Source organism: Methylobacterium sp. Leaf102, from assembly GCF_001422425.1.
Taxonomy (GTDB): domain Bacteria; phylum Pseudomonadota; class Alphaproteobacteria; order Rhizobiales; family Beijerinckiaceae; genus Methylobacterium.
The window spans coordinates 404997-423666 of the sequence record NZ_LMMX01000012.1 but is presented as its reverse complement, the minus strand read 5'-3'; the positions used below and the strand labels follow the sequence as shown (position 1 = coordinate 423666).

Here is an 18670-nt window from a genome sequence, read left to right as displayed (position 1 = left end):
CTTAGAGTCCGTCCGATAAGTCATGACGCTCGGCCCAGCCTTCGGACGAGGATCATGATGGCGGCGGCGTAGAGGAAGGCCTGAGCTGAGGCGAGGGTCGCTTCCGGGTCTTTCCAGAGGCGGCGATTGCGGCTGATCCAGCCGAAGAAGCGCTCGACCACCCATCGGCGCGGATGCACGGCAAACCCGACCTGATCCTTGGGTTTGCGCACGATGTCGACGGTGATGATCGTGGCCGTGGCCGGCCTGTCACCCGCATAGCCTGCATCGGCGAAGGCTCTGACGATGAACGGGAAAGTGCGACGCGACAGGCATAGCACCGGTCCGGCTCCATCGCGATCCTGGATGCTGGCGGGCTGCGGATCGAGGACGAGGGCGCGTCCGTCCGTATCGACGAGCGCCTGACGCTTGCGGCCTTTGACCTTCTTTCCAGCGTCGTAGCCGCGCGGGCCGCCGCTCTCGGTGGTCTTCACGCTCTGGCTATCGAGCACGGCCGCCGTCGGCGAGGCCTCGCGCCCGGCCCGCTCCCGGTCGGCCAYAACCAGGGTGTGGTTGATCCGCCCGAACAATCCCTCGTCCCGCCAGCGGCTGAAGTAGCCGAACGTCGTGCTGCGCGGAGGGAGATCCTTTGGGATCAGCCGCCACGCGATCCCGCCGCGCAGCACGTAGAAGATCGCGTTCAGCACCTCTCGCATGGTCCAGACGGGCGGGCGRCCACGCGAGGCAGGCTCTGGCATCATGGGCGCGATCACYGCCCATTCCGTATCCGTCAGGTCGGTTTCGTAGCGCAGGCGCGCACGGCTATGCTGCCGGCGAGTGGTCGGGGTCCACATGGCACGTCCAGATGAGGCTTCAGCACCCTTCTGGAATCACCGCCATCCCGGCCACTCAACCCCGGCCGGACATTATCGGACGGGCTCTTAGGGCAGGCTCTGGCATCATGGGCGCGATCACCGCCCATTCCGTATCCGTCAGGTCGGTTTCGTAGCGCAGGCGCGCACGGCTATGCTGCCGGCGAGTGGTCGGGGTCCACATGGCACGTCCAGATGAGGCTTCAGCACCCTTCTGGAATCACCGCCATCCCGGCCACTCAACCCCGGCCGGACATTATCGGACGGGCTCTTATCGATCATAAGAGCGTGGACCTCCTCATAGCTCATCGCCGCGATACTCCAGTTCGCATTTAGAGCATGCTCGTTTTCGAGCGTATCGTGCATGTCCCAGTAGGAGCCGAATATCGTCTCAGACCCATCGGCTTCTAGATGAAAAACGCGATAACAAGGCTTCTGGCCCGAGCCGGTGACGCCAATCTTCACGAAGGCGTTGCCGTGCTCCTTGTTGCAGAGCCGGACCTTATTCAAGACACCGGCAACGTAGCTTCGCTGGTGTACGAGATGTGGCCAAACCGTTGCGATCGTCGAGTCGGGCGCAATCTTCTTCGGCACCGGGACCTCCTGCTCGATGCCGAGCTTACCCTGAGGATCAGAGTTCGGCGAGCGAGCTGTGGGGAAACGAGGAGCTGATCCTAAGAGATCAGTTTCCGCCCTGAACAGGCCCAAGTGGTCGGAATTCCGTCGCATACTCTTAACCCGGCCTTCGCCACGATCCGAGGCGGGCCGGCGCCGCGCCCCCGCCGGTATCCGGGCCTTTACAAATACGGCGAGAGGATCGCCCCCAAACCGATGGGAGAGCGCGAGGCTATGGAGCAGGGGGCAGGTGCCGGGCGGCTCGCCTGGGTCGATGTCGCCAAGGGGCTGTGCATCGTCCTCGTGGTGATGATGCATTCCACCCTGGGCACCGGGGAGGCCATGACGCCGCCGGATCTGGCCGCGGCGGGACTCGTGAGCGAGGGCTTCCTCCACCACGTGGTGGCCTTCGCGAAACCGTTCCGCATCCCGGATTTCTTCCTGCTGTCGGGCCTGTTCCTCGGGCGGGTGATCGACCGGGACTGGCGCCTGTTCGCCGACCGCCGGGTGGTGCACTTCGCCTACTTCTACCTCCTGTGGGTGGTGATCCAGTCCCTCGCCAAGTACGGCGCCATCACCGAGGGGGCGGGTCCGGGCGCCTTCGCGCAGCACCTCGCCCTGGCCCTCGTGGAGCCGTACTCGACCCTGTGGTTCATCTACCTGCTGGCGGTGTTCTCCGTGGTGACGAAGCTGCTGCGGCGGGTGCCGTGGCCCCTGCTCCTTGGGGCCGCTGCCGCCCTGCAGGTCGTGCCGGTGCACACGGAGAGTTACCTCCTGGAGGAGTTCTGTTCGCGCTACGTCTGGTTCGTCGTCGGCTACTTGTTCGCCGAGCGGATCTTCGGGTTCGCCGCCCGGGTGCGGGCCCATCCGCGCGCAGCCCTCGCCGGTCTCGGGCTCTGGGCCCTGGTCGAGGGCGTGCTGGTCTTCACGCCCTCGGGCGGCACCGCTCACCCGACCCTCGCGAGCCTGCCCGGCCTGAGCCTCGTCCTGGGCGGCGTCGGGGCGCTCGCCATCGTGGCCGGCGCGTCGCTCCTGACCCTGGCCGGCGGTCCGGTGACGGCGGCCCTGCGCGCCTGCGGCAGCCGCTCCATCGCCATCTATCTCGGGTTCTTCCTGCCCATGGCGCTCACCCGCACCCTCATCGTCAAGACCGGGGCGATCACCGATGTGGGCTGGGCCAGCCTCGTTGTCACCCTCGTCGCCGTGCTGGTGCCCCTCGGCCTCGAGCGCCTAGTCCGGCACACCCGGCTGTCATTCCTCTTCCGCCGCCCGGCCGCCTTCCACATCGTGGCCGAGCGCGCACCGGTCCGGTCGGGGCTGGCGCCTCAGGCGGCGGCCTGACGGGGCATCGCGATCAGGTCGAGGAAGTTGCCGATCTCGCGGCGACGGTCGGCGTCCTGCAGGATCTGCGCGTCGAGGCGGTGGCGGGCGAGGAGGTCCGGATGCCCGGCGCGGTCGGCGTGGAGGCGGGTGAGGTCGTCGGCGAAGGCCGCCACCGCCGCCTCGTCGGCGCACTGGCCGTCCGCGATCATCTCCGCTGCGCTCATCCGCAGCATGATGCCGAGGACGTCGAGGTCGGTCTCGGGGTGGTACTGCGTGCCCCAGAACACGCCCGGCCCGTGCACGATGGCGATGGCCTGGATCGAGCAGGCGTTGCTGGCGAGCAGGGTGGCGTGGGCGGGCAGCCGCAGCACCGCGTCGCCGTGCACCGCCGGGGCGTCGAAGCGGTCGGGCCGGCCGGCGAGCAGCGGGTGGGCGCGCCCGGCCGGCGTCGGCTCGAGGTCTCGGGCGAAGCCGTACTCGCCGCCCTTCGGGTTGGGTCCGGCCTCGCCCCCCGTCGCCACGGCGGCGACCTGCATGCCCCAGCACGAGCCGAAGACCGGAAGGCCGGCGGCCAGGGCCGCCCGCATGAGGTCGATCTGGCGGGTCACCGCCGGGGAGCCGTCGGCGAGCTTGAGGGTCGAGCCCGTCATCACGAGACCGGAATAGGCGGAGAGTTCCGTGCCCTCGGGCAGGGCCGCATCGGCATCGGCCGGGCTGACGAGCGTACAGGTGCAGGCCGCCCCGCCGCGCGCCCGGGCGATCTCTCCGAGGATCGCCGCGTAGGATTCAGCCGAGGTCGACCCGGTGGCGTCGGTGTGCCGGGCACGGCCGTCGCGGTCGTTGCCGTCGGCGACGAGGAGGTTGAGCATCGCGGGGTCCTGGCCGGAAGGACACGGAAAACGGCGCGCGGGCCGGGCCGTTCCGGTTCGGGGACCGGGCGCGTCGCCGCACGCCCGAGCGGACCCGGGGGGCAACCGTCGCCATTCCGGCAGCGCTAAGGAACCCTTAAACCCGCCGTATTTACCGTGCGGAACCGGGGCACGCCCACGGGTGGGATTGTTCGGGACTGAAGCGGGGCGCATGGCGAAGGGACGCGGACGCGACGGGCGGGGTGAGCCGAACTTCGACGTGCCCGAGGGGCGCGCGTCGGACCCGGCCAGCCTCGACCTGCGCCTGTCGCGGGCCGATCGCGCAGGGGGCGGCGTGGCACGACGGGCAACCGAGACCAAGGGACGGCGCGCCGAGGCACCGGAGCGCGCCGCGGCGCCCGCGAAGGCGCGCCCGCGAAAAGCCCGGCGGCGCTCGCTGCTCGGCCGCTTCGTCTATGCGGGCGTGGTGCTCGGCCTGTGGGCCTGCATCGGCATCGCCGGGCTCGTGGCCTACCACGCCTCGCAGCTGCCCCCCATCGACCAGCTGGCGGTGCCCAAGCGCCCGCCCAACATCGCGATCCTGGCGAGCGACGGCTCGCTGCTCGCCAACCGGGGCGAGACCGGCGGCCGGGTGGTGGGCATCAAGGAATTGCCGCCGTACCTGCCGCGCGCGTTCGTCGCCATCGAGGACCGGCGCTTCTACGCGCATTTCGGCGTCGATCCCGTGGGCATCGCCCGGGCGATGGCCCAGAACATCACCCGCCGGGGCGTGTCGCAGGGCGGCTCGACCCTGACGCAGCAGCTCGCCAAGAACCTGTTCCTGACCCCCGAGCGCTCGGCCTCGCGAAAGATCCAGGAGGCGATCCTGGCCCTGTGGCTGGAGCACAAATACACCAAGGACGAGATCCTCGAGCTCTACCTGAACCGGGTCTATTTCGGCGCCGGCGCCTACGGCGTCGAGGCGGCGGCGCAGCGCTACTTCGGCAAGCCCGCCAAGGCCGTGACGCTGGCGGAGGCCGCGATGCTCGGCGGCCTCGTCCAGGCGCCGTCGCGACTGGCGCCGAACCGCAACCTGCCCGCCGCCCAGGCCCGTGCCGCCCAGGTGCTCGCCGCCATGGAGGATCTCGGGTTCGCCAAGCCCGCGGACGTGAAGGCGGCGCTGGCGCAACCGGCCCGGCCGGCGGGCGCGCGGGGCGGCGGTTCGGCCAATTACGTCGCCGACCTCGTCATGGACGTGCTCGACGACTTCCTGCCGAAGTTCGAATCCGACATCGTGATCGCCACCACCGTCGACACCACCCTGCAGGCGGCGGGCGAGAAGGCCCTGGTGGACGAGCTCAACCTCAAGGGCGCGAAGTTCAACGTCGGCCAGGGCGCCCTGGTCTCCCTGCGGCCGGATGGGGCGATCCGCGCCCTGGTGGGCGGGCGGGACTACGCCCAGAGCCAGTTCAACCGCGCCACTACGGCCAAGCGCCAGCCGGGCTCGGCCTTCAAGCCGTTCGTCTACCTCGCGGCTTTGGAGCACGGCCTGACCCCCGACACCGTGCGGGAGGACGCGCCGGTCAACATCAAGGGCTGGAACCCCGAGAACTATTCGCGGGACTATCGCGGGCCCGTGACCCTGCGGGACGCCCTGGCGCTCTCCCTCAACACCGTCGCCGTGCGCCTCGGCCAGGAGGTCGGCCCGAGGACCGTGGTGCAGACGGCCCAGCGCCTCGGCATCGCGTCGCCGCTCCAGGCCAACGGCTCCATCGCGCTCGGCACCTCGGAGGTGACGCCGCTGGAACTCGTGGGCGCCTACGCGACCTTCGCCAACGGCGGCACGGGCGTGATCCCGTACGTCATCGCCAGCGTGAAGGCGGCCGACGGCAAGGTTCTCTACAAGCGGAAAGACGGCGGCCTCGGCCGGGTGATCGAGCCGAACGCCGTCTCGATGATGAACGCCATGATGCACGAGACCTTCGTGACCGGCACGGCGAAGAAAGCCGAGGTGCCGGGCTGGGATCTCGCCGGCAAGACCGGCACCAGCCAGGACTTTCGCGATGCCTGGTTCGTCGGGTACTCCGCCACCCTGGTGACGGGGGTCTGGCTCGGCAACGACGATGGCGAGTCGACCAAGAAGGTCTCGGGCGGCAACCTGCCGGGCGAGGTCTGGAAGGCCTACATGACCACGGCGCTCAAGGGGCAGACGCCGGTGATGCTGCCCGGTGCCAAGAGCTGGCGCAACCGCGCCCCCGCCGAGGCCCCGGCCACCACGGGCGCCACCGGGGGACCGGGCGGCGTCCTCGGCGCCCTGCTGGGCGAGCCCCAACCCGCCCCGCGCGTCGCCGCCGCCGCCCCGCGCCGCGCCGGCCCGAGCCAGGACGACCGGAACTTCCTCGAGAAGCTGTTCGGGGTCGGGGAGTAGCGGAGGCGTCCGGCACCCTGTCGATGGGGATCACGATAGCGAAGAACCGGCGTCCCCGGGGCGCATTCCATGCGCCCTTTCTCCACCGACCTTACAGCATCGGCAGATGGCGCGGGCGGGGCCCGCGCGGGAACGCGGCGTCGAGGGCGGCGATCTCGGCGGCCGAGAGCACGAGGTCACCGGCCGTCGCGTTGGCGACGGCGCGATCCGGCGAGGCGGTCTTGGGGATGGCGAAGACGCCGTCGTGGCGGGTGAGGAAGGCGAGGGCCACGGCATGCGGGGTCGTGGCGTGGGCCTCGGCGATGCCGGCGAGCACCCGGCCGCCCCGGCTGCCGGGATCGGGGAAAGCCCCGCTGCCGAAGGGCGAGTAGGCCACCAGGGCGACGCCGTTGCGCCGGCACCACGGCGCGACGGCGTGTTCGATGGCGCGCTCCTGCAGGTGATACAGCACCTGGTTGCACGCGATGGCCCCGGGGCCCGCGAGGTGCAGCACCGCATCGAGGCCGTCCACGTCGAAGTTGCTCAGGCCCCAGGACAGGATCTTGCCGCTCGCCTTCAGGGTCTCGAACCCCGCGATCGTCTCCTCCAGGGGGTGGGAGCCCGGCCAGTGCAGGAGATAGCCGTCGAGGCGGTCGGTGCCGAGCCGCTGGAGGGAGCGCTCGCAGGCCGCGATGGTGCCGGCGCGCGAGGCGTTCGACGGCAGCACCTTGGAGACGAGGAACACGGTCTCGCGCCGGCCCGCGATGGCTTCGGCGACGAGGGGCTCGGCGTCGCCGTACATCTCGGCGGTGTCGATATGGGTCATGCCGGCATCGAGCCCGGCGCGAAGGGCGGCCAGTGCCCGGGCGCGGTCGTCGTCGTCGAGGCGCCAGGTGCCCTGGCCGATCACCGCCACGTCGCGGCCCGTGCCGCCGAACCCGCGTTGCCTCATCGTCCCGACCTTTCCCCGTTGCGTCCATTCCCAACGCGGCCGGGCGGCATTCGACGCAGCCGAGGCGGCGCGGCCATACTGGCGCCATCATGCGACGGTGTGCAGGGGGCGTACGGTTCCGCTTCGACAGCGCCGCCCGCGTGGCGCCGGCACCATCGCGAGGGATGTCCCGTGGGCAGTGCCGCTCCGTTCCCGTCCCGCGCCGAATCCCGCCACACCTTCCGCATCCCGGATCACGCCTGATGCTGCCGCAGCACCGCTGGTTCTGGGTTCTCATCCTCGTCGCCTGCGGCGGGGCGGGCCTGCTCTACAACGTCCTGTTCGCCGGGGGCGCGACCCCGCTCGCCGGGCTCGCCTACGGCCTGTGCGTCGGCGCCACCACCCTGGCCTTCGACCGGGGCCTGATCCTCGGCGGACTCCAGGTGCGGATGCGGCGGTTGCCGGCGAAATTCTACGTGCCGGCCGCCGAACTCGCCTACGTGCTCATGATCGCCGCCGGCATCGCCCTCGGCGGCCTCGTGGTCTGGTCGCTCGGGCTCACCGACGACGATCTCTCCCATGCGATCAAGATCACCCCCCGGGTGCTGGCCTACAGCCTCGCCGTCTCGGCGCTCCTCGTCTTCGTGATCCGGATGCGCGACCTCATCGGCGGCGAGGTGTTCGTGAACTTCCTCGTCGGGCGCTACCACCGCCCGGTGCGGGAGGAGCGCATCTTCCTGTTCCTCGACGTCGTCGGCTCGACGGCGTTCGCCGAGACCCACGGCGACCTGACGGCCCAGGCCTATCTCGGCGCCGTCTTCGCCGCCATGGCAGAGCCCGTGCGCCGCAACAGCGGTTCCACGGACGACTACATCGGCGACATGGCGATGATCACGTGGCCCATGGCGCGCGGCCTGAAGAACGCGCGCTGCGTCGCCTGCGTGTTCGACGTGATGGACCGGATCGAGTCGGAGGCCGAGGCGTGGCGGGCGCGATTCGGCACGGTGCCGCGCCTGCGGGCGGCGCTGCACGGCGGCTCGGTGGTCACGGCGGAAGTCGGCGTCGACCGCCACAAGATCGCGTATTTCGGCGACGCCGTGAACGTCACCGCCCGCATCGAATCCCTGTGCCGGCCGCTCGGCACCGAGATCCTCGTGTCGGACGATCTCCTGGCGCGCCTGCCCTACCTGCCGGCCGGCATCGCCGCCCGGTCCCTGGGGGCGCATGCCCTGCGCGGACGCGGCCAGCCCATGAACGTCTCGACCCTGGAACGCATCGTGCCGGTGACGCGGACGGAACCGGTCGTCCTCCCCCGCCGCACGGTGGCGGCCCGATGAGCGACGCGCCGGAGAACGATGCCCCGAAGAACGGAACTTCGGAGAACGAGGCCCGCACGATCGTGGTCTACATCGATGCCGATGCCTGCCCGGTCAAGGACGAGACCTACCGGGTGGCGGGGCGCCACGGCCTCACCGTGGTGGTGGTCGCCAACAGCTTCCTGCAGGTGCCGCGGGAACCCTGGATCGAGCGCGTGGTGGTGAGCGACAAGTTCGACGCCGCCGACGACTGGATCGCCGAGCGGGCGCGGCCCGGCGCCATCGTGGTCACGGCCGACGTGCCGCTCGCCGCCCGGTGCGTGAAGGCCGGCGCCGAAGTGATCGCGCCGACGGGAAAGCCGTTCAGCGAGAACTCCGTCGGCATGGCGCTCGCCACCCGCAACCTGATGCAGGATCTGCGCGAGGCCGGCGCCGTTACGGGCGGCCCGAAGCCGTTCTCGGCCCGCGACCGCTCGGCCTATCTCGGCACCCTCGACCGCGTCGTGATGCGGCTGAAGCGCGGCGGGTTCGGCCAGGGCCCGGCGTCGGCCTAAAGAGGCCGAAGACGGCCTTCACAAGCCGACGGTAACCTAAGAGGCCGACGGCAACCCTCAGAGACCGACGGCGGCCTTGAGGGCGGCGTTGACGCGGTCCTGCCAGCCGGGGCCGTCCTTCTGGAAGTGCTCCAGCACGGCGCGGTCGAGGCGCAGGGTCACCATCTCGCGCGCACCCGGCACGGCCGGGCCTGCCTGGGACGTCGGGGCGGGGCGGGCCGGTGCGGCGGGCGCCGCCTCGGGGGCCTTGGTGGTCGCGGCCTTGAAGGCGGCCTCGGCCGCCTGACGGGGGTCGCTCGGACGACGGGAGCGCTCGAATGCCATGGGTCGATCCTCCGACGCGGGTCTCAGGACGAGCGCTTGCGCTTCGGCGGCGCGGCGGCGGCCGCCGCGGCCTTGGCTTCCGCGTCCGCGGCTTCCTTGGCGAGGCGCAGGGCGCGCAGTTTCACGGTGCGCTCGTCGACGGCTTTAACGGAGGCGATATGCTCGGCCATGGCCTCGGCGCCTTCCTTGGCCATCCGCTCGGCCCGCTCGGCACGCTCTTCGGATCGGGTCCGGGCGTCGGTCTCGTCGCTCATTGCATTCCTATCCTCGACCCCTCCTGAAGGATCGCGCACGGCTGCGAGGGCGGGCCGCAGCGCGAGGAACGCGCGCGGCTCTGCGACCGTCGAGGCCACGACACGCACCGGATGGACCGCGCATGGGCGACGGTCGCGCGGCGGAGGGGCTAGTCCACACACCTTCGCGCGGATCGGCTTCAGGCGGGATGGTTCCGTTTAGCACGGTGCGGCCGGAAAAGGCCAATGGTCCCGGTGCTTATCCGCACTTAAACCGCACGTTCGGCGACGAAAACAGGACGAATCTGCGTGATCCGCCCGCCCTTTCGCGCTTCCTGGTCTGCGGCAGGCGCGGCCGGGCACGGGCCGCGCCTGCCGCTCGACCGGGGGCGTCCCGGTCAGAACAGCGAGATGAGGACGATGCCCGCCACCATCAGGGCGGCGCCGCCGAGCCGCGACGGCCCGGCCTTGACCTGGCGCATGCCGACCCAGCCGAAATGATCGAGGGCCACCGAGGTCAGGAGATTCGCCGTGATGAGCAGGCCGTTGAAGGCGCCGGCCCCCACCTTGTCGACGAACAGCAGGCCGCCGAACACCGCCACCGCGCCGGTGATGCCGGCAAGCGGCATCCACCAGCGCACGCCGGCGACGTCCTCCCGGGTCGGCAGCGGCGTCGGCCGCAGCAGGAAGACGAGGGCGAACACGAACACCACGGGCAGGAACGACACCGTCGCGGCGAGCCACGGGTTCACGAGGGCGCCGCGCAGCCCGGCGTTCCAGACGACGCCCACCGCCTGCAGGATGCCGGCGCCGACGATGAAGGGATAGAGCAGCTTCGGGTTGAGGCCGTGCCCCTCGGCCTTGCCGTCTTCCTTGTCCGCCGTGGTGCGGGCGATGAACACGACGCCCACCGCCATCAGCAGCCCGCCGAGCCAAGGCATCACCTTGAACCCGCCGGCCTGGAGCCCGAACAGCCCGAACGCGTCCATGGCCAGCGACGCCAGGATGTTGGCCGTCAGCGTCAGGCCGTTGAAGGGGCCCGCCCCGACCTTGTCGATGAAGGCGAGGCCGCCGAACACCGCCACCGCGCCGGCGACGCCGCCGAGCGGCGCGTACCAGGGCATCTTACCGAGGGTCTCGAGGGTCGGGAGCGGCGTCGGCATCACGAGGAACAGGGTCGCGAACACGAACACAATGGGCAGGAACGACACCGTGGCGGCGAGCCACGGGTTCACCAGCCGGCCGCGCAGCTGCGCGTTCATGGAATTGCCGAGCGCCTGGAGGACGCCCGCGAAGAGGATGAAGGGATAGAGGAGGGCGGGGTTCACGGGCGGCCTTGGGGCGGGAGTTCGAGGAAGCGGAAGGCGGTCGGACGAGCCGAGGCCGTCCCACAGGACGCAGGCCGTCAGACGAGCAGGAGGCCCGCGAGCGCCAGGATCAGGGCCGGCGGCATCACCAGCAGGCCGAGCTTGAGGAAGCGCCAGAAGCTCACGTCCTGGCCCTCGCGGCGGATGGCGGTGAGCCACAGGATGGTGGCGAGCGACCCCGTGACGGAGAGGTTCGGGCCGATGTCGATGCCGATGAGGATGGCGCCGGCGATCCGCTCGGGCACGTCCGCCGCCTGGACCGCAGCCCCCGCGATGAGGCCGGCGGGCAGGTTGTTGACGACGTTGGAGAGCACGCCGACGAGGAGGCCGCCGCCCCAGGCCGCCTGTCCGGGCGAGGCCTCGGCCACCGCCTTCAGCCAGGCGACGATCATCGCCAGCACGCCGGTCTTTTCCAGGGATTCGACGAGGATGAACAGGCCGGCCACCAGGGGCAGCACGCTCCACGACACGTCCTTCACCACGTCGACGGCGCCGCCGCGCTTGATGGCCAGCACCACCAGGGTGGTGGCGAGGCCGGCGCAGAAGGTCGGCAGGCCGAGTTCCAGGCCGTAGGCGGAGGCGGCGAGCAGGACGCCCGCCGTGGCGACGATGCCGGCGCCCGCGACCTTGCCGGTGCCCGACAGCCGCACCGCCTCGACGTCCCGCGCCACGGTCTGCGCTTTGAGCGCCGCGTTCTGGGTCAGGCGCAGGACCGCGTAGGTGGCGAGGATCGCCAGGGCCGACGGCAGGGCGAACCGGGCGAGCCACTGCATCAGCGGCGGCATGTGGGTGGCGTAGACGACGAGGTTGGCCGGGTTCGAGATCGGCAGAACGAAGCTCGCCGCGTTGGCGATGAAGGCGCAGATGAACAGGTAGGGCAGCGGGTTCTCGACCCGGGCCGCCTTGGTGGCGGCGTAGACCGCCGGGGTCAGCACCACCGCGCAGGCGTCGTTGGAGAGGAACACCGTCACCACGGTGCCGACGAGGTAGACCAGGAGGAACAACCGGGTGGCCGAACCCCCGGCCGCCCGCACCGCGATCCTCGCCAGCCAGTCGAACAAGCCCTCCTGCCGGGCGACCTCCGAGATCAGCATCATGCCGACGAGGAAGAGGTAGACGTCGGTGCCCTTGCGCGCGCCCTCCCAGGCGGTCTCCGGCGAGATCAGGCCGAGCAGCACGAGGGCGGCGGCCCCCAGCACCGCCCAGACGGCCTCGGGCCACGCGAACGGACGCACGATCACCCCGAGGGTGGCGAGCCCGGCGATGATCCAGGTGGCGAGATGGGGCGTCATCGGTAGAGCGAACATGATCGGGCTGGTCCGTCGAGGCACTGGGAGGCGGCGTGGGGGTCGGGCGGGTGCCTACCAGGGCCGGCCGTTGCGGTTGGGACCGAGCTGCGTGCCGAGGATCCCCTTCTCGGGCCAGGCGCCGACGGCGTCGGCATCGCTGCCGAGGCCCTTCGAGACCGGGATGCCGGCCGCATCCCGGGCGGGCTCGACGGCATCCTCGTCCGTGCCGCCGGCCGCGTCCTCCGCCCGCACCACGAGGCGGCGGGCGTGGTGGGGGAAGGCGATGCGGGCCCGGTAGCGCCGGTCGCCCTCGGCCCGAACCATCGCCTGCCAGGGACCGCCGTCGACGCTGACGCTGCAGGCGGCGACTGGGGCCGCGCCGAGGACGAGGGCGCGGACCTCGAGGGTCTCGCCGACGATGTGCTCGGGATGCGCCGCGTCGTGCGCGAGGCGGCGGTCGGCCGGGGCGGTGACGAGGACGAACGGCCAGGGCCGGACCAGGTCCTTGAAGCGCCAGCTCACCACGCCCCGGTCGATGGCGGCGACGGCGTAGCCCACGGGGCCTTCTTCGATCTGTCCGGTCGAACGGGTGGCGGCGAACACCGTTCGACCGTCGTTGGCGAGCTCGTTGTAGTGGGTGTGGCCCATCTCGACGAGGCGGACCCGCCCGTTCGAGACGAGGTGCGCCACGCGCTCCGCCTCGCCGTCGCCCGCGAGGTCGGCCGGGTAGGTGTGCATGAACAGGGCGCAGTCGCGGGCCTCCCGATCGGCCTGCGCCAGTTCGTGCTCCAGCCAGGCGAGCTGCGCTTCGCCGAGGCGGAAGTCGGGTCCGCCGTAACCGGGGCCGCTCATGTCGAGGAACAGGCAGCGGAGGCCCGACACGTCGATGGCGTAGGGCAGGGGCCGCGCGTCGAGGCCGGCATAGAACGCGTCGAGGCTGCCGCCCTCGACGTCGTGGTCGCCGGTGATCACGTGGACCGGCAGACGCAGCCGGTCGAGGCCCGCGCGCACGAGGGCGTATTGCGCGGGCGTGCCGTTGTCGGCGTTGTCGCCCGGCAGGTAGACGAAATCGAGCCCGTCGGCGGCGTTGATCTGGTCCACGATGGCGGTGAAGTCGCGGGCGTTGGGCGCGTCCGCTTCGGTGAGGTGCAGGTCGCCGATATGGGCGAAGGCGAGGAGGTCGTCGCGGGCCGACATGGAAACCCGCCTAGACCGCCGCGGCCGGCACGGGCGCCGCGCCCCCGCCGGAGGCGTCGTGGCGGCCGGGCTCGTAGCCGTAGGTCTCCGGCATGGCGAAGAGGTAGAGGGCGAAGCCCGCGGCCGCAATGGCGGCCAGCGCCAGGAAGGCCGTGGAATAGCCCGCCGAGACGATGATGACGCCGGCCAGCGTCGCCGAGAGGGCGGCGCCCAGGCCCTGGGCCGTGGCGACCGCCCCCTGCGAGACGTTGAACCGCCCGGTGCCGCGGGTCAGGTCGGCGACCACGAGGGGGAACAGGGCGCCGTAGATGCCGGCCCCGATGCCGTCGAGGAGCTGGACGCCGACGAGGTAGAACGGGTTGTCCGACAGGGTGTAGAGCACGCCGCGCACCGCGAGCACGCCGAAGGCGGCGAGAAAGATCGGCTTGCGGCCGATGGCGTCGGCCTTGGCGCCGACGAACACCGCCACCGGCACCATCACGAGCTGCGCCGCCACGATGCAGATGGCGATGAGCGAGGTGGCGTTGTCCTTGCCCGAAAGCTTGGTCAGCAGCTGGCCGACGGAGGTCAGCATCGCCGCGTTGGAGAGGTGGAACAGGGCCGCTAACACCGCGAACAGCACGAGGTACTTGTTCTTCAGGAGCGCGGTGAAGCCCGAAGGCTCCTCGCCAGCGGCCTCGGCCTTGCTCGACTTGGCTTTGCCCTCGCCGTGGTCGAGGCCGCGGGCGAGGTCGTCGTCGATGGCGTCGGCCGGCACCATCAGCATGGCGCCGATGCTGCAGAAGGCCAGGATCGCCATGAGCCAGAACACCACGATGGGGCCGAAGAAGTAGGCCGTGCCCCCCGCGATGGCCGCCGAGACGGCGTTGCCGGCGTGGTTGAAGCCCTCGTTGCGGCCGATGCGCTTGGCGAACATCTTCGGGCCGACGACGCCGAGCGTGATGGCGGCGAGCGCCGGCGGGAAGATCGCCCCGGCGATGCCGGCCACCGACTGGGTCGCGGCCACGAGGTAGAAGTTCGAGATGAACGGCAGGAGGAGGCAGCTCGCCGTCACCGCGATGGCCCCGGCGATGACCACGGCGCGCTTGGCGCTGGTCCGGTCGATGAGGGCGCCGGCCGGCGTCTGCGCGATGAGGCCGGCGATGCCCGCGATGGTCATGATCAGGCCGGTGGTGGCCTCGTTCCAGCCCTGGTCCGGCCCCCGCACGGCGATGAGGTAGATGGCGAGATACGGCCCGAGGCCGTCGCGCACGTCGGCGAGGAAGAAGTTGAGGGCGTCGAGTCCGCGCAGGGATCGGGCCGAGGGCGTGCGCACGACGGCGCCGCCGGAGGTGTGCGGCTCTGACATGATGAGCCCTTCCTGACGTCGCGGACGTCGTGAGTTCGTCGGGGGGGCGGGGCACGGTTCGGCGTGAGGCCGAGCTTGACCAGCGCTCGCAAATCCCGCGGTGACGAATTCGGTTCCGGGGCGGCGGATTAAATTATCGTGTGTTTCGTACACCCGAGAGCCCCGGCCGCGCGCGGCCGGCCCGACTCACGACGACCGGGGCCTGAACCAGCGGCGCGGCGCGGCGCCCGAACCGTCGACGAATTCGAAGTCGTCGGTGCGGTTGAGGGTGTGGAACCGATGGCCGGGAAAGCCCGCCCCGGCCCGCAGGGTGGTCTCCACGGTCTGGGCATAGCCCGCCATGTCGAGGCGGTCGATGCGGGCCAGCGACAGGGCCTCGCCGTAGCCGCGCCGGCAATCCTGTGCCGGGCGGATCAGGGCGCCGTCGCGCAGGACGATGCGGCCGGCCGGGCGCGCGGCCCCGAAATCGATGAGGACGGGGTTGCGCGGATGCGGTGTCCACGGCCCGCGGAAATCAGGCGCCGACCACAGGTGCAGCGCGTCCGAATAGGCGCCGCGCGCCGCGCGCGGGGGCTCGCCGGGGCCGTGCGCGCGAACGCTGGCGAACAGCCACCACCGCCCGTCCCGCTCGAGGAGGGTCGCGTCGCTCGCGGTCACGCCGGAGATCAGGGTCGCGTGCTTGACCCAGCCGCCGGGAAACGCGGTGGCCCGGTAGAGGTCGACGGTGCCGTTGTCCCCGCTCTCGGGGATCATCCAATGGGCGCCGTCGCGTTCGAACACGAACGGGTAGGAGAGGTGGTGGGCCTCCTCCAGCACCCGAACGGGCACGCCCTCGGGGCCGTCCGGGCCGAAGGCCACGGCCGAGACGACGCCCTTTCCCGTGGCGTGGGGGTATTCCTCGAGGAACAGGATCGTGCGGCCGCGATGCACCAGGGGGAACGGATCGGCGTAGAAGCGCAGGCCGTCGTCGGGCAGGTCGCGCCAGCCCCCCGGCACCTGGCGCAGATCGACGAGGTCCGGGCCGGCGAGGGGGCGCCAGGCGACGCGCCAATGCGGCGCCCGGTAGCACAGGCGATGCAGGTGCCCCGCCACCGCGCGGGCGAGGAGACCGCCGGCGCGGGCCCCGATGGCGGCGACGGTCAGGTCGGTCGGAGCCGGCGGCTCGGGGATCCGGAGCGACGCGCCGGGCGCGCAACCGCTCTCGCCCAGCGCTTCGCCGATCAGCGCCGCGCGGATCAGGTCGACGGTGCGAATGAGGCCGTCCTCGAACGCGGTGCGCATCACCGTGAGGGATTCGGTGCCGAGGCACCCGGCGGCGACGACGCGCTCCGTCTCCCTCAGGGCGGCGACGGGCGCGCGCCCGGCCAGCAGCGCGGCGAGGAGGGCGGCTTCCCCGCAGGCCCCGTCGAAGGTCAGGCGCCAGATCCGGCGCCCCGGTGCCGGGGCGACGTCGCCGCAGAGGTCGAGGACGAGGCCGGTCGGCCCGAGATCCGGATAGGCCGCGAGGGCGGCGAGCGGAACCGGCGCGGCGGGGCCGCCGCCGGGCAGGCGCCGAAGGCGGGCCTCGACGGCGAACAGCAGGGCGGCGTTGTCCGGCAGGCCGCCCGGTCCCGGCGCGCGGGAGACGGAGAGGTCGAGCCCCGGCAGGGCCGCGAGGGCGTCGAGGAGGCGCAGGTGCCAGCGGCGCGGCGCATGCCCGTCGAGGCGAACACCGACGGTCCGGGCGATCGCGCGCGCCATCGCGGGCTCAGGCCGCGGTCACGGCGAGGGCGGTGCCTTGGGCGGCGCGGTGCCGGGCGAACAGCCGGCCGAGCCGGCCCGCGACCACGTGGGACGCGGCCCGGGCGTGGAGCGCCTCCGGGTCGACGCGCCCCTGGCGGATCGCGTCCCACAACCGCACGAACCGTTCGGCCAGGCGGTCCGCCGCGGCACCGGTATCGGCGCCGCGCTCCACCAGGAAGCCGCCGGTGCCGGCGTCGACGAGGGCCTCCACCGTTTCGAGGGCCTCCGACCCGGCCGGGCGCAGTGCCCCGAAGGGGCGTCCGCCGGCGAGTCCCGCGAGGAGCAGGCCCGGCCTGTCCTGCGAGAACGCGACGGCGAGGCCGGCATGGCACGGGGCCAGGATCCGGGCGATGCCGTCCGCGTCCGCCCCGTCGTGACGCCATGTGATGTCGCGGATGGCCGCAAAACCCGGCCAGGAGTCCGGGTCGCCGGCGCCGACGAGGTGGAGCGCCACCCGACCTTCGAGGCGCGCGCGCAGGGCCAGGACCGTCGCGACCACCAGGGTGGGGTCCACGCCGGCATCGGGGGTGGCGGCGAACAGGCGGAACACGCCGTCGTCGCAGGCGAAGGGGTGGGCCCGGGGCAGGCATGGCTCGACCGCGCCGTCGAGGGGCTCGACCTTCGGCAGGTCCCCGGGAAACCGCGCGGCCATGCGCCGGGCCACGGCCGGGTCCGCGCACACGATGGCGGTGGCCCAGCGCAGGGCCAAGCGCTCGCCGAGGGTGCGGACGAAGCCGGACGACCGGTCCGAGGCCTCCCCCCGGTCGCCGCCGTGGATCGTCTGGATGGCGGGCAGGCCGAGGAGCCGCGCCAGGGGGGCGAGGCCGAAGCGGTGCAGGTCGGCGGTGGCGGGGCCCGGCCCGAGGGCGCGCCGGATCGCCCGGCGATGGCGCAGAGTGCCGAGCCCGACCCGCAGGGTGAGGCCCGGCCCCGCGGGCGCATCGTCGCCCCGGCTGCGCGCGACGGGGAGGAAGTCGAAGGGCCGCCCGTCGCGTTCGAGGGGCCGGACCACGCCGAGGGCGCAGTCGCCGACGGCGTCGGTGCCGACGAACAGCACCGAGACATCCGCCGGGCGGTGGCGCAGGATCCGGTGGATCCAGCCCGCGACACGGCCGGTCTCCGCACTGCGCGGGTCCATCGTGTCGATGATGCACAGGCTGTGGCACGGTGGGCCGGTCGGGTCCGGGCCGTCGTCAGGCCCGTGGCCGAGGCCGAGCCTCCGCAGGGCCGGCTCGAGGGTGGTGAGGCTGAAGAGCAGGGCGGCGCAGCGCGCGTAGCGTCCGGTCAGGGCCTTCGGGGCATGCGCCAGCCGCCACAGCCATTCGAGGCGCGCCGTCCTGACGAGGCGCGGCGCCCGTACCTGGGCGCCGGAGAGGAAATCGAGGGCCGCGCCGACGCAGACGAGGCCGAGCCCCGGGTGGCGCATCGCGGCGCGCGCCGCGAACAGCTCCTGCTTCGGCGCACCGAGGGCCACGAAGACGAGGCGCGCGCCCGACGCCGCGATCCGGTCGGCATCCGCGTCGGCCGCCGGCGACAGGGGATCGAAGCCGAAGGGCGGGGCGTGCCAGCCGCGGATGTCGAGGTTCGGGCTCGCCATTCGTAGGACGGCGGCGGCCTCGACCAGGCTCTCTGCGGTGGCGCCGAACAGGTACACGGGCACGCCGTCGGCGGCCGCCGTGGCGCACAGGGGAACGACGAGGTCGGCGCCGGTGGTCACCCGCACGGGGGGCGGGTCCCGGCGGGACGCGCCGCGCCCGGCCAGGAGGGCCACGGGCCAGCCGTCCGCGCTGACGAACGTGGCGGCGCGGTAGGCGTCACGGAAGCCCGCATGGTCGCGCAGCTTGACGAGGTGATCGAGGTTGAGGGTGAAGAACGTGAAGCCGTGCCCCGTGGCGGCGCGCGCCCGCACGGTGGCCACGGCCCCGGCGAGGCTCGCGACGTTGATGAACTGACCGTCCACGGACAGGGGGGCGCTCACACCTCCCGGAGGGGCGCTCACACCTCCCGGAGGGGCGCTCACACCTCCCGGAGGGGCACTTGCCCCCCCCAGGGGGGCGCCTGTCCCCCCCGGAGGGGAACCTGGTGGTGGCGCGATCGGGGGCATCGTCAGGCTTTCATCGCGGCGGGCGGCCTCGACAGGTTGCGTGGGCGTGGCCTCCGGTTCTGCGTCGAAACCCCGCGAAACGCCAACGATGGGCGTGAAACGATCCATCGGCCCGCCGCCGCTCGCCCGACCGGCGCCGCGGACGATCCCGTTTCGGATCACCGCTCCGGGGCCGCGTACC

16 protein-coding genes are annotated in these 18670 nt (G+C 72.2%); 4 read left to right on the top strand and 12 right to left on the bottom strand.

The window, feature by feature from the left end; all coding sequences use genetic code 11:
- Nucleotides 1–20: 20 nt before the first annotated feature.
- Both ASF27_RS10115 and ASF27_RS23080 read right to left on the bottom strand, forming a co-directional pair.
- On the bottom strand, nucleotides 21–833 hold the full coding sequence (locus ASF27_RS10115; RefSeq protein WP_056359690.1) for an IS5 family transposase: 813 nt from the start codon (nucleotides 831–833) through the stop codon (nucleotides 21–23).
- A 138-nt stretch (nucleotides 834–971) separates the two neighbouring features.
- On the bottom strand, nucleotides 972–1445 hold the full coding sequence (locus tag ASF27_RS23080; RefSeq protein WP_244480968.1) for a hypothetical protein: 474 nt from the start codon (nucleotides 1443–1445) through the stop codon (nucleotides 972–974).
- Between the two features lie 255 nt (nucleotides 1446–1700).
- On the opposite strand from ASF27_RS23080, the gene ASF27_RS10110 reads away from it, so the two are divergent.
- Nucleotides 1701–2807 carry an acyltransferase family protein gene (locus ASF27_RS10110; RefSeq protein ID WP_056260838.1) on the top strand — a complete coding sequence of 369 codons (1107 nt, stop codon included), beginning with the start codon at nucleotides 1701–1703 and terminating at the stop codon, nucleotides 2805–2807.
- On the opposite strand, the gene ASF27_RS10105 is transcribed toward ASF27_RS10110, so the two are convergent.
- Entirely contained in the window at nucleotides 2792–3658 is an 867-nt protein-coding gene (locus tag ASF27_RS10105) for a type 1 glutamine amidotransferase (RefSeq protein ID WP_056359683.1), read from the bottom strand. The two genes, ASF27_RS10110 and ASF27_RS10105, sit on opposite strands and share 16 nt — an antisense overlap.
- 211 nt (nucleotides 3659–3869) lie before the next feature.
- On the opposite strand from ASF27_RS10105, the gene ASF27_RS10100 reads away from it, so the two are divergent.
- Nucleotides 3870–6065, top strand: a complete 2196-nt coding sequence (locus ASF27_RS10100; protein ID WP_056359681.1) for a transglycosylase domain-containing protein — start codon at nucleotides 3870–3872, stop codon at nucleotides 6063–6065.
- Between the two features lie 91 nt (nucleotides 6066–6156).
- Here ASF27_RS10100 and ASF27_RS10095 read toward each other — a convergent pair whose 3' ends face one another.
- Entirely contained in the window at nucleotides 6157–6996 is an 840-nt protein-coding gene (locus tag ASF27_RS10095) for an aldo/keto reductase (RefSeq protein ID WP_056170522.1), read from the bottom strand.
- A 242-nt stretch (nucleotides 6997–7238) separates the two neighbouring features.
- Here ASF27_RS10095 and ASF27_RS10090 point away from each other — a divergent pair, with 242 nt between their 5' ends.
- Both ASF27_RS10090 and ASF27_RS10085 read left to right on the top strand, forming a co-directional pair.
- Nucleotides 7239–8312, top strand: a complete 1074-nt coding sequence (locus tag ASF27_RS10090; protein ID WP_056170519.1) for an adenylate/guanylate cyclase domain-containing protein — start codon at nucleotides 7239–7241, stop codon at nucleotides 8310–8312.
- Nucleotides 8309–8845, top strand: coding sequence for a YaiI/YqxD family protein (locus ASF27_RS10085; RefSeq protein ID WP_082478935.1), 537 nt, complete (start codon nucleotides 8309–8311; stop codon nucleotides 8843–8845). Before ASF27_RS10090 ends, ASF27_RS10085 begins: the two co-directional genes overlap by 4 nt.
- Nucleotides 8846–8902: 57 nt before the next feature.
- On the opposite strand, the gene ASF27_RS10080 is transcribed toward ASF27_RS10085, so the two are convergent.
- The 8 genes from ASF27_RS10080 to ASF27_RS22695 all read right to left on the bottom strand — a co-directional run bounded on the left by ASF27_RS10080 (nucleotide 8903) and on the right by ASF27_RS22695 (nucleotide 18363).
- Complete coding sequence (locus tag ASF27_RS10080; protein WP_056304557.1) at nucleotides 8903–9169, bottom strand: BrnA antitoxin family protein; 267 nt, start codon at nucleotides 9167–9169, stop codon at nucleotides 8903–8905.
- A 23-nt stretch (nucleotides 9170–9192) separates the two neighbouring features.
- A complete protein-coding gene (locus ASF27_RS10075) occupies nucleotides 9193–9423 on the bottom strand; it encodes a hypothetical protein (RefSeq protein WP_056088527.1) in 231 nt (76 codons plus the stop codon).
- Nucleotides 9424–9800: 377 nt separating this feature from the next.
- The gene (locus tag ASF27_RS10070; RefSeq protein WP_056359676.1) at nucleotides 9801–10730 is read right to left on the bottom strand and encodes a DMT family transporter; all 930 of its coding nucleotides are present in this window, start codon (nucleotides 10728–10730) and stop codon (nucleotides 9801–9803) included.
- Nucleotides 10731–10807: 77 nt separating this feature from the next.
- Complete coding sequence (locus ASF27_RS10065) at nucleotides 10808–12076, bottom strand: arsenic transporter (protein WP_056359674.1); 1269 nt, start codon at nucleotides 12074–12076, stop codon at nucleotides 10808–10810.
- Nucleotides 12077–12130: 54 nt separating this feature from the next.
- A complete protein-coding gene (locus tag ASF27_RS10060) occupies nucleotides 12131–13255 on the bottom strand; it encodes a metallophosphoesterase (protein WP_056359671.1) in 1125 nt (374 codons plus the stop codon).
- Between the two features lie 10 nt (nucleotides 13256–13265).
- The gene (locus ASF27_RS10055) at nucleotides 13266–14603 is read right to left on the bottom strand and encodes an MFS transporter (RefSeq protein WP_056260826.1); all 1338 of its coding nucleotides are present in this window, start codon (nucleotides 14601–14603) and stop codon (nucleotides 13266–13268) included.
- A 186-nt stretch (nucleotides 14604–14789) separates the two neighbouring features.
- A complete protein-coding gene (locus ASF27_RS10050; protein ID WP_056359669.1) occupies nucleotides 14790–16343 on the bottom strand; it encodes a hypothetical protein in 1554 nt (517 codons plus the stop codon).
- A 7-nt stretch (nucleotides 16344–16350) separates the two neighbouring features.
- Nucleotides 16351–18363 carry a WecB/TagA/CpsF family glycosyltransferase gene (locus ASF27_RS22695; protein ID WP_056359666.1) on the bottom strand — a complete coding sequence of 671 codons (2013 nt, stop codon included), beginning with the start codon at nucleotides 18361–18363 and terminating at the stop codon, nucleotides 16351–16353.
- Nucleotides 18364–18670 lie beyond the last annotated feature (307 nt).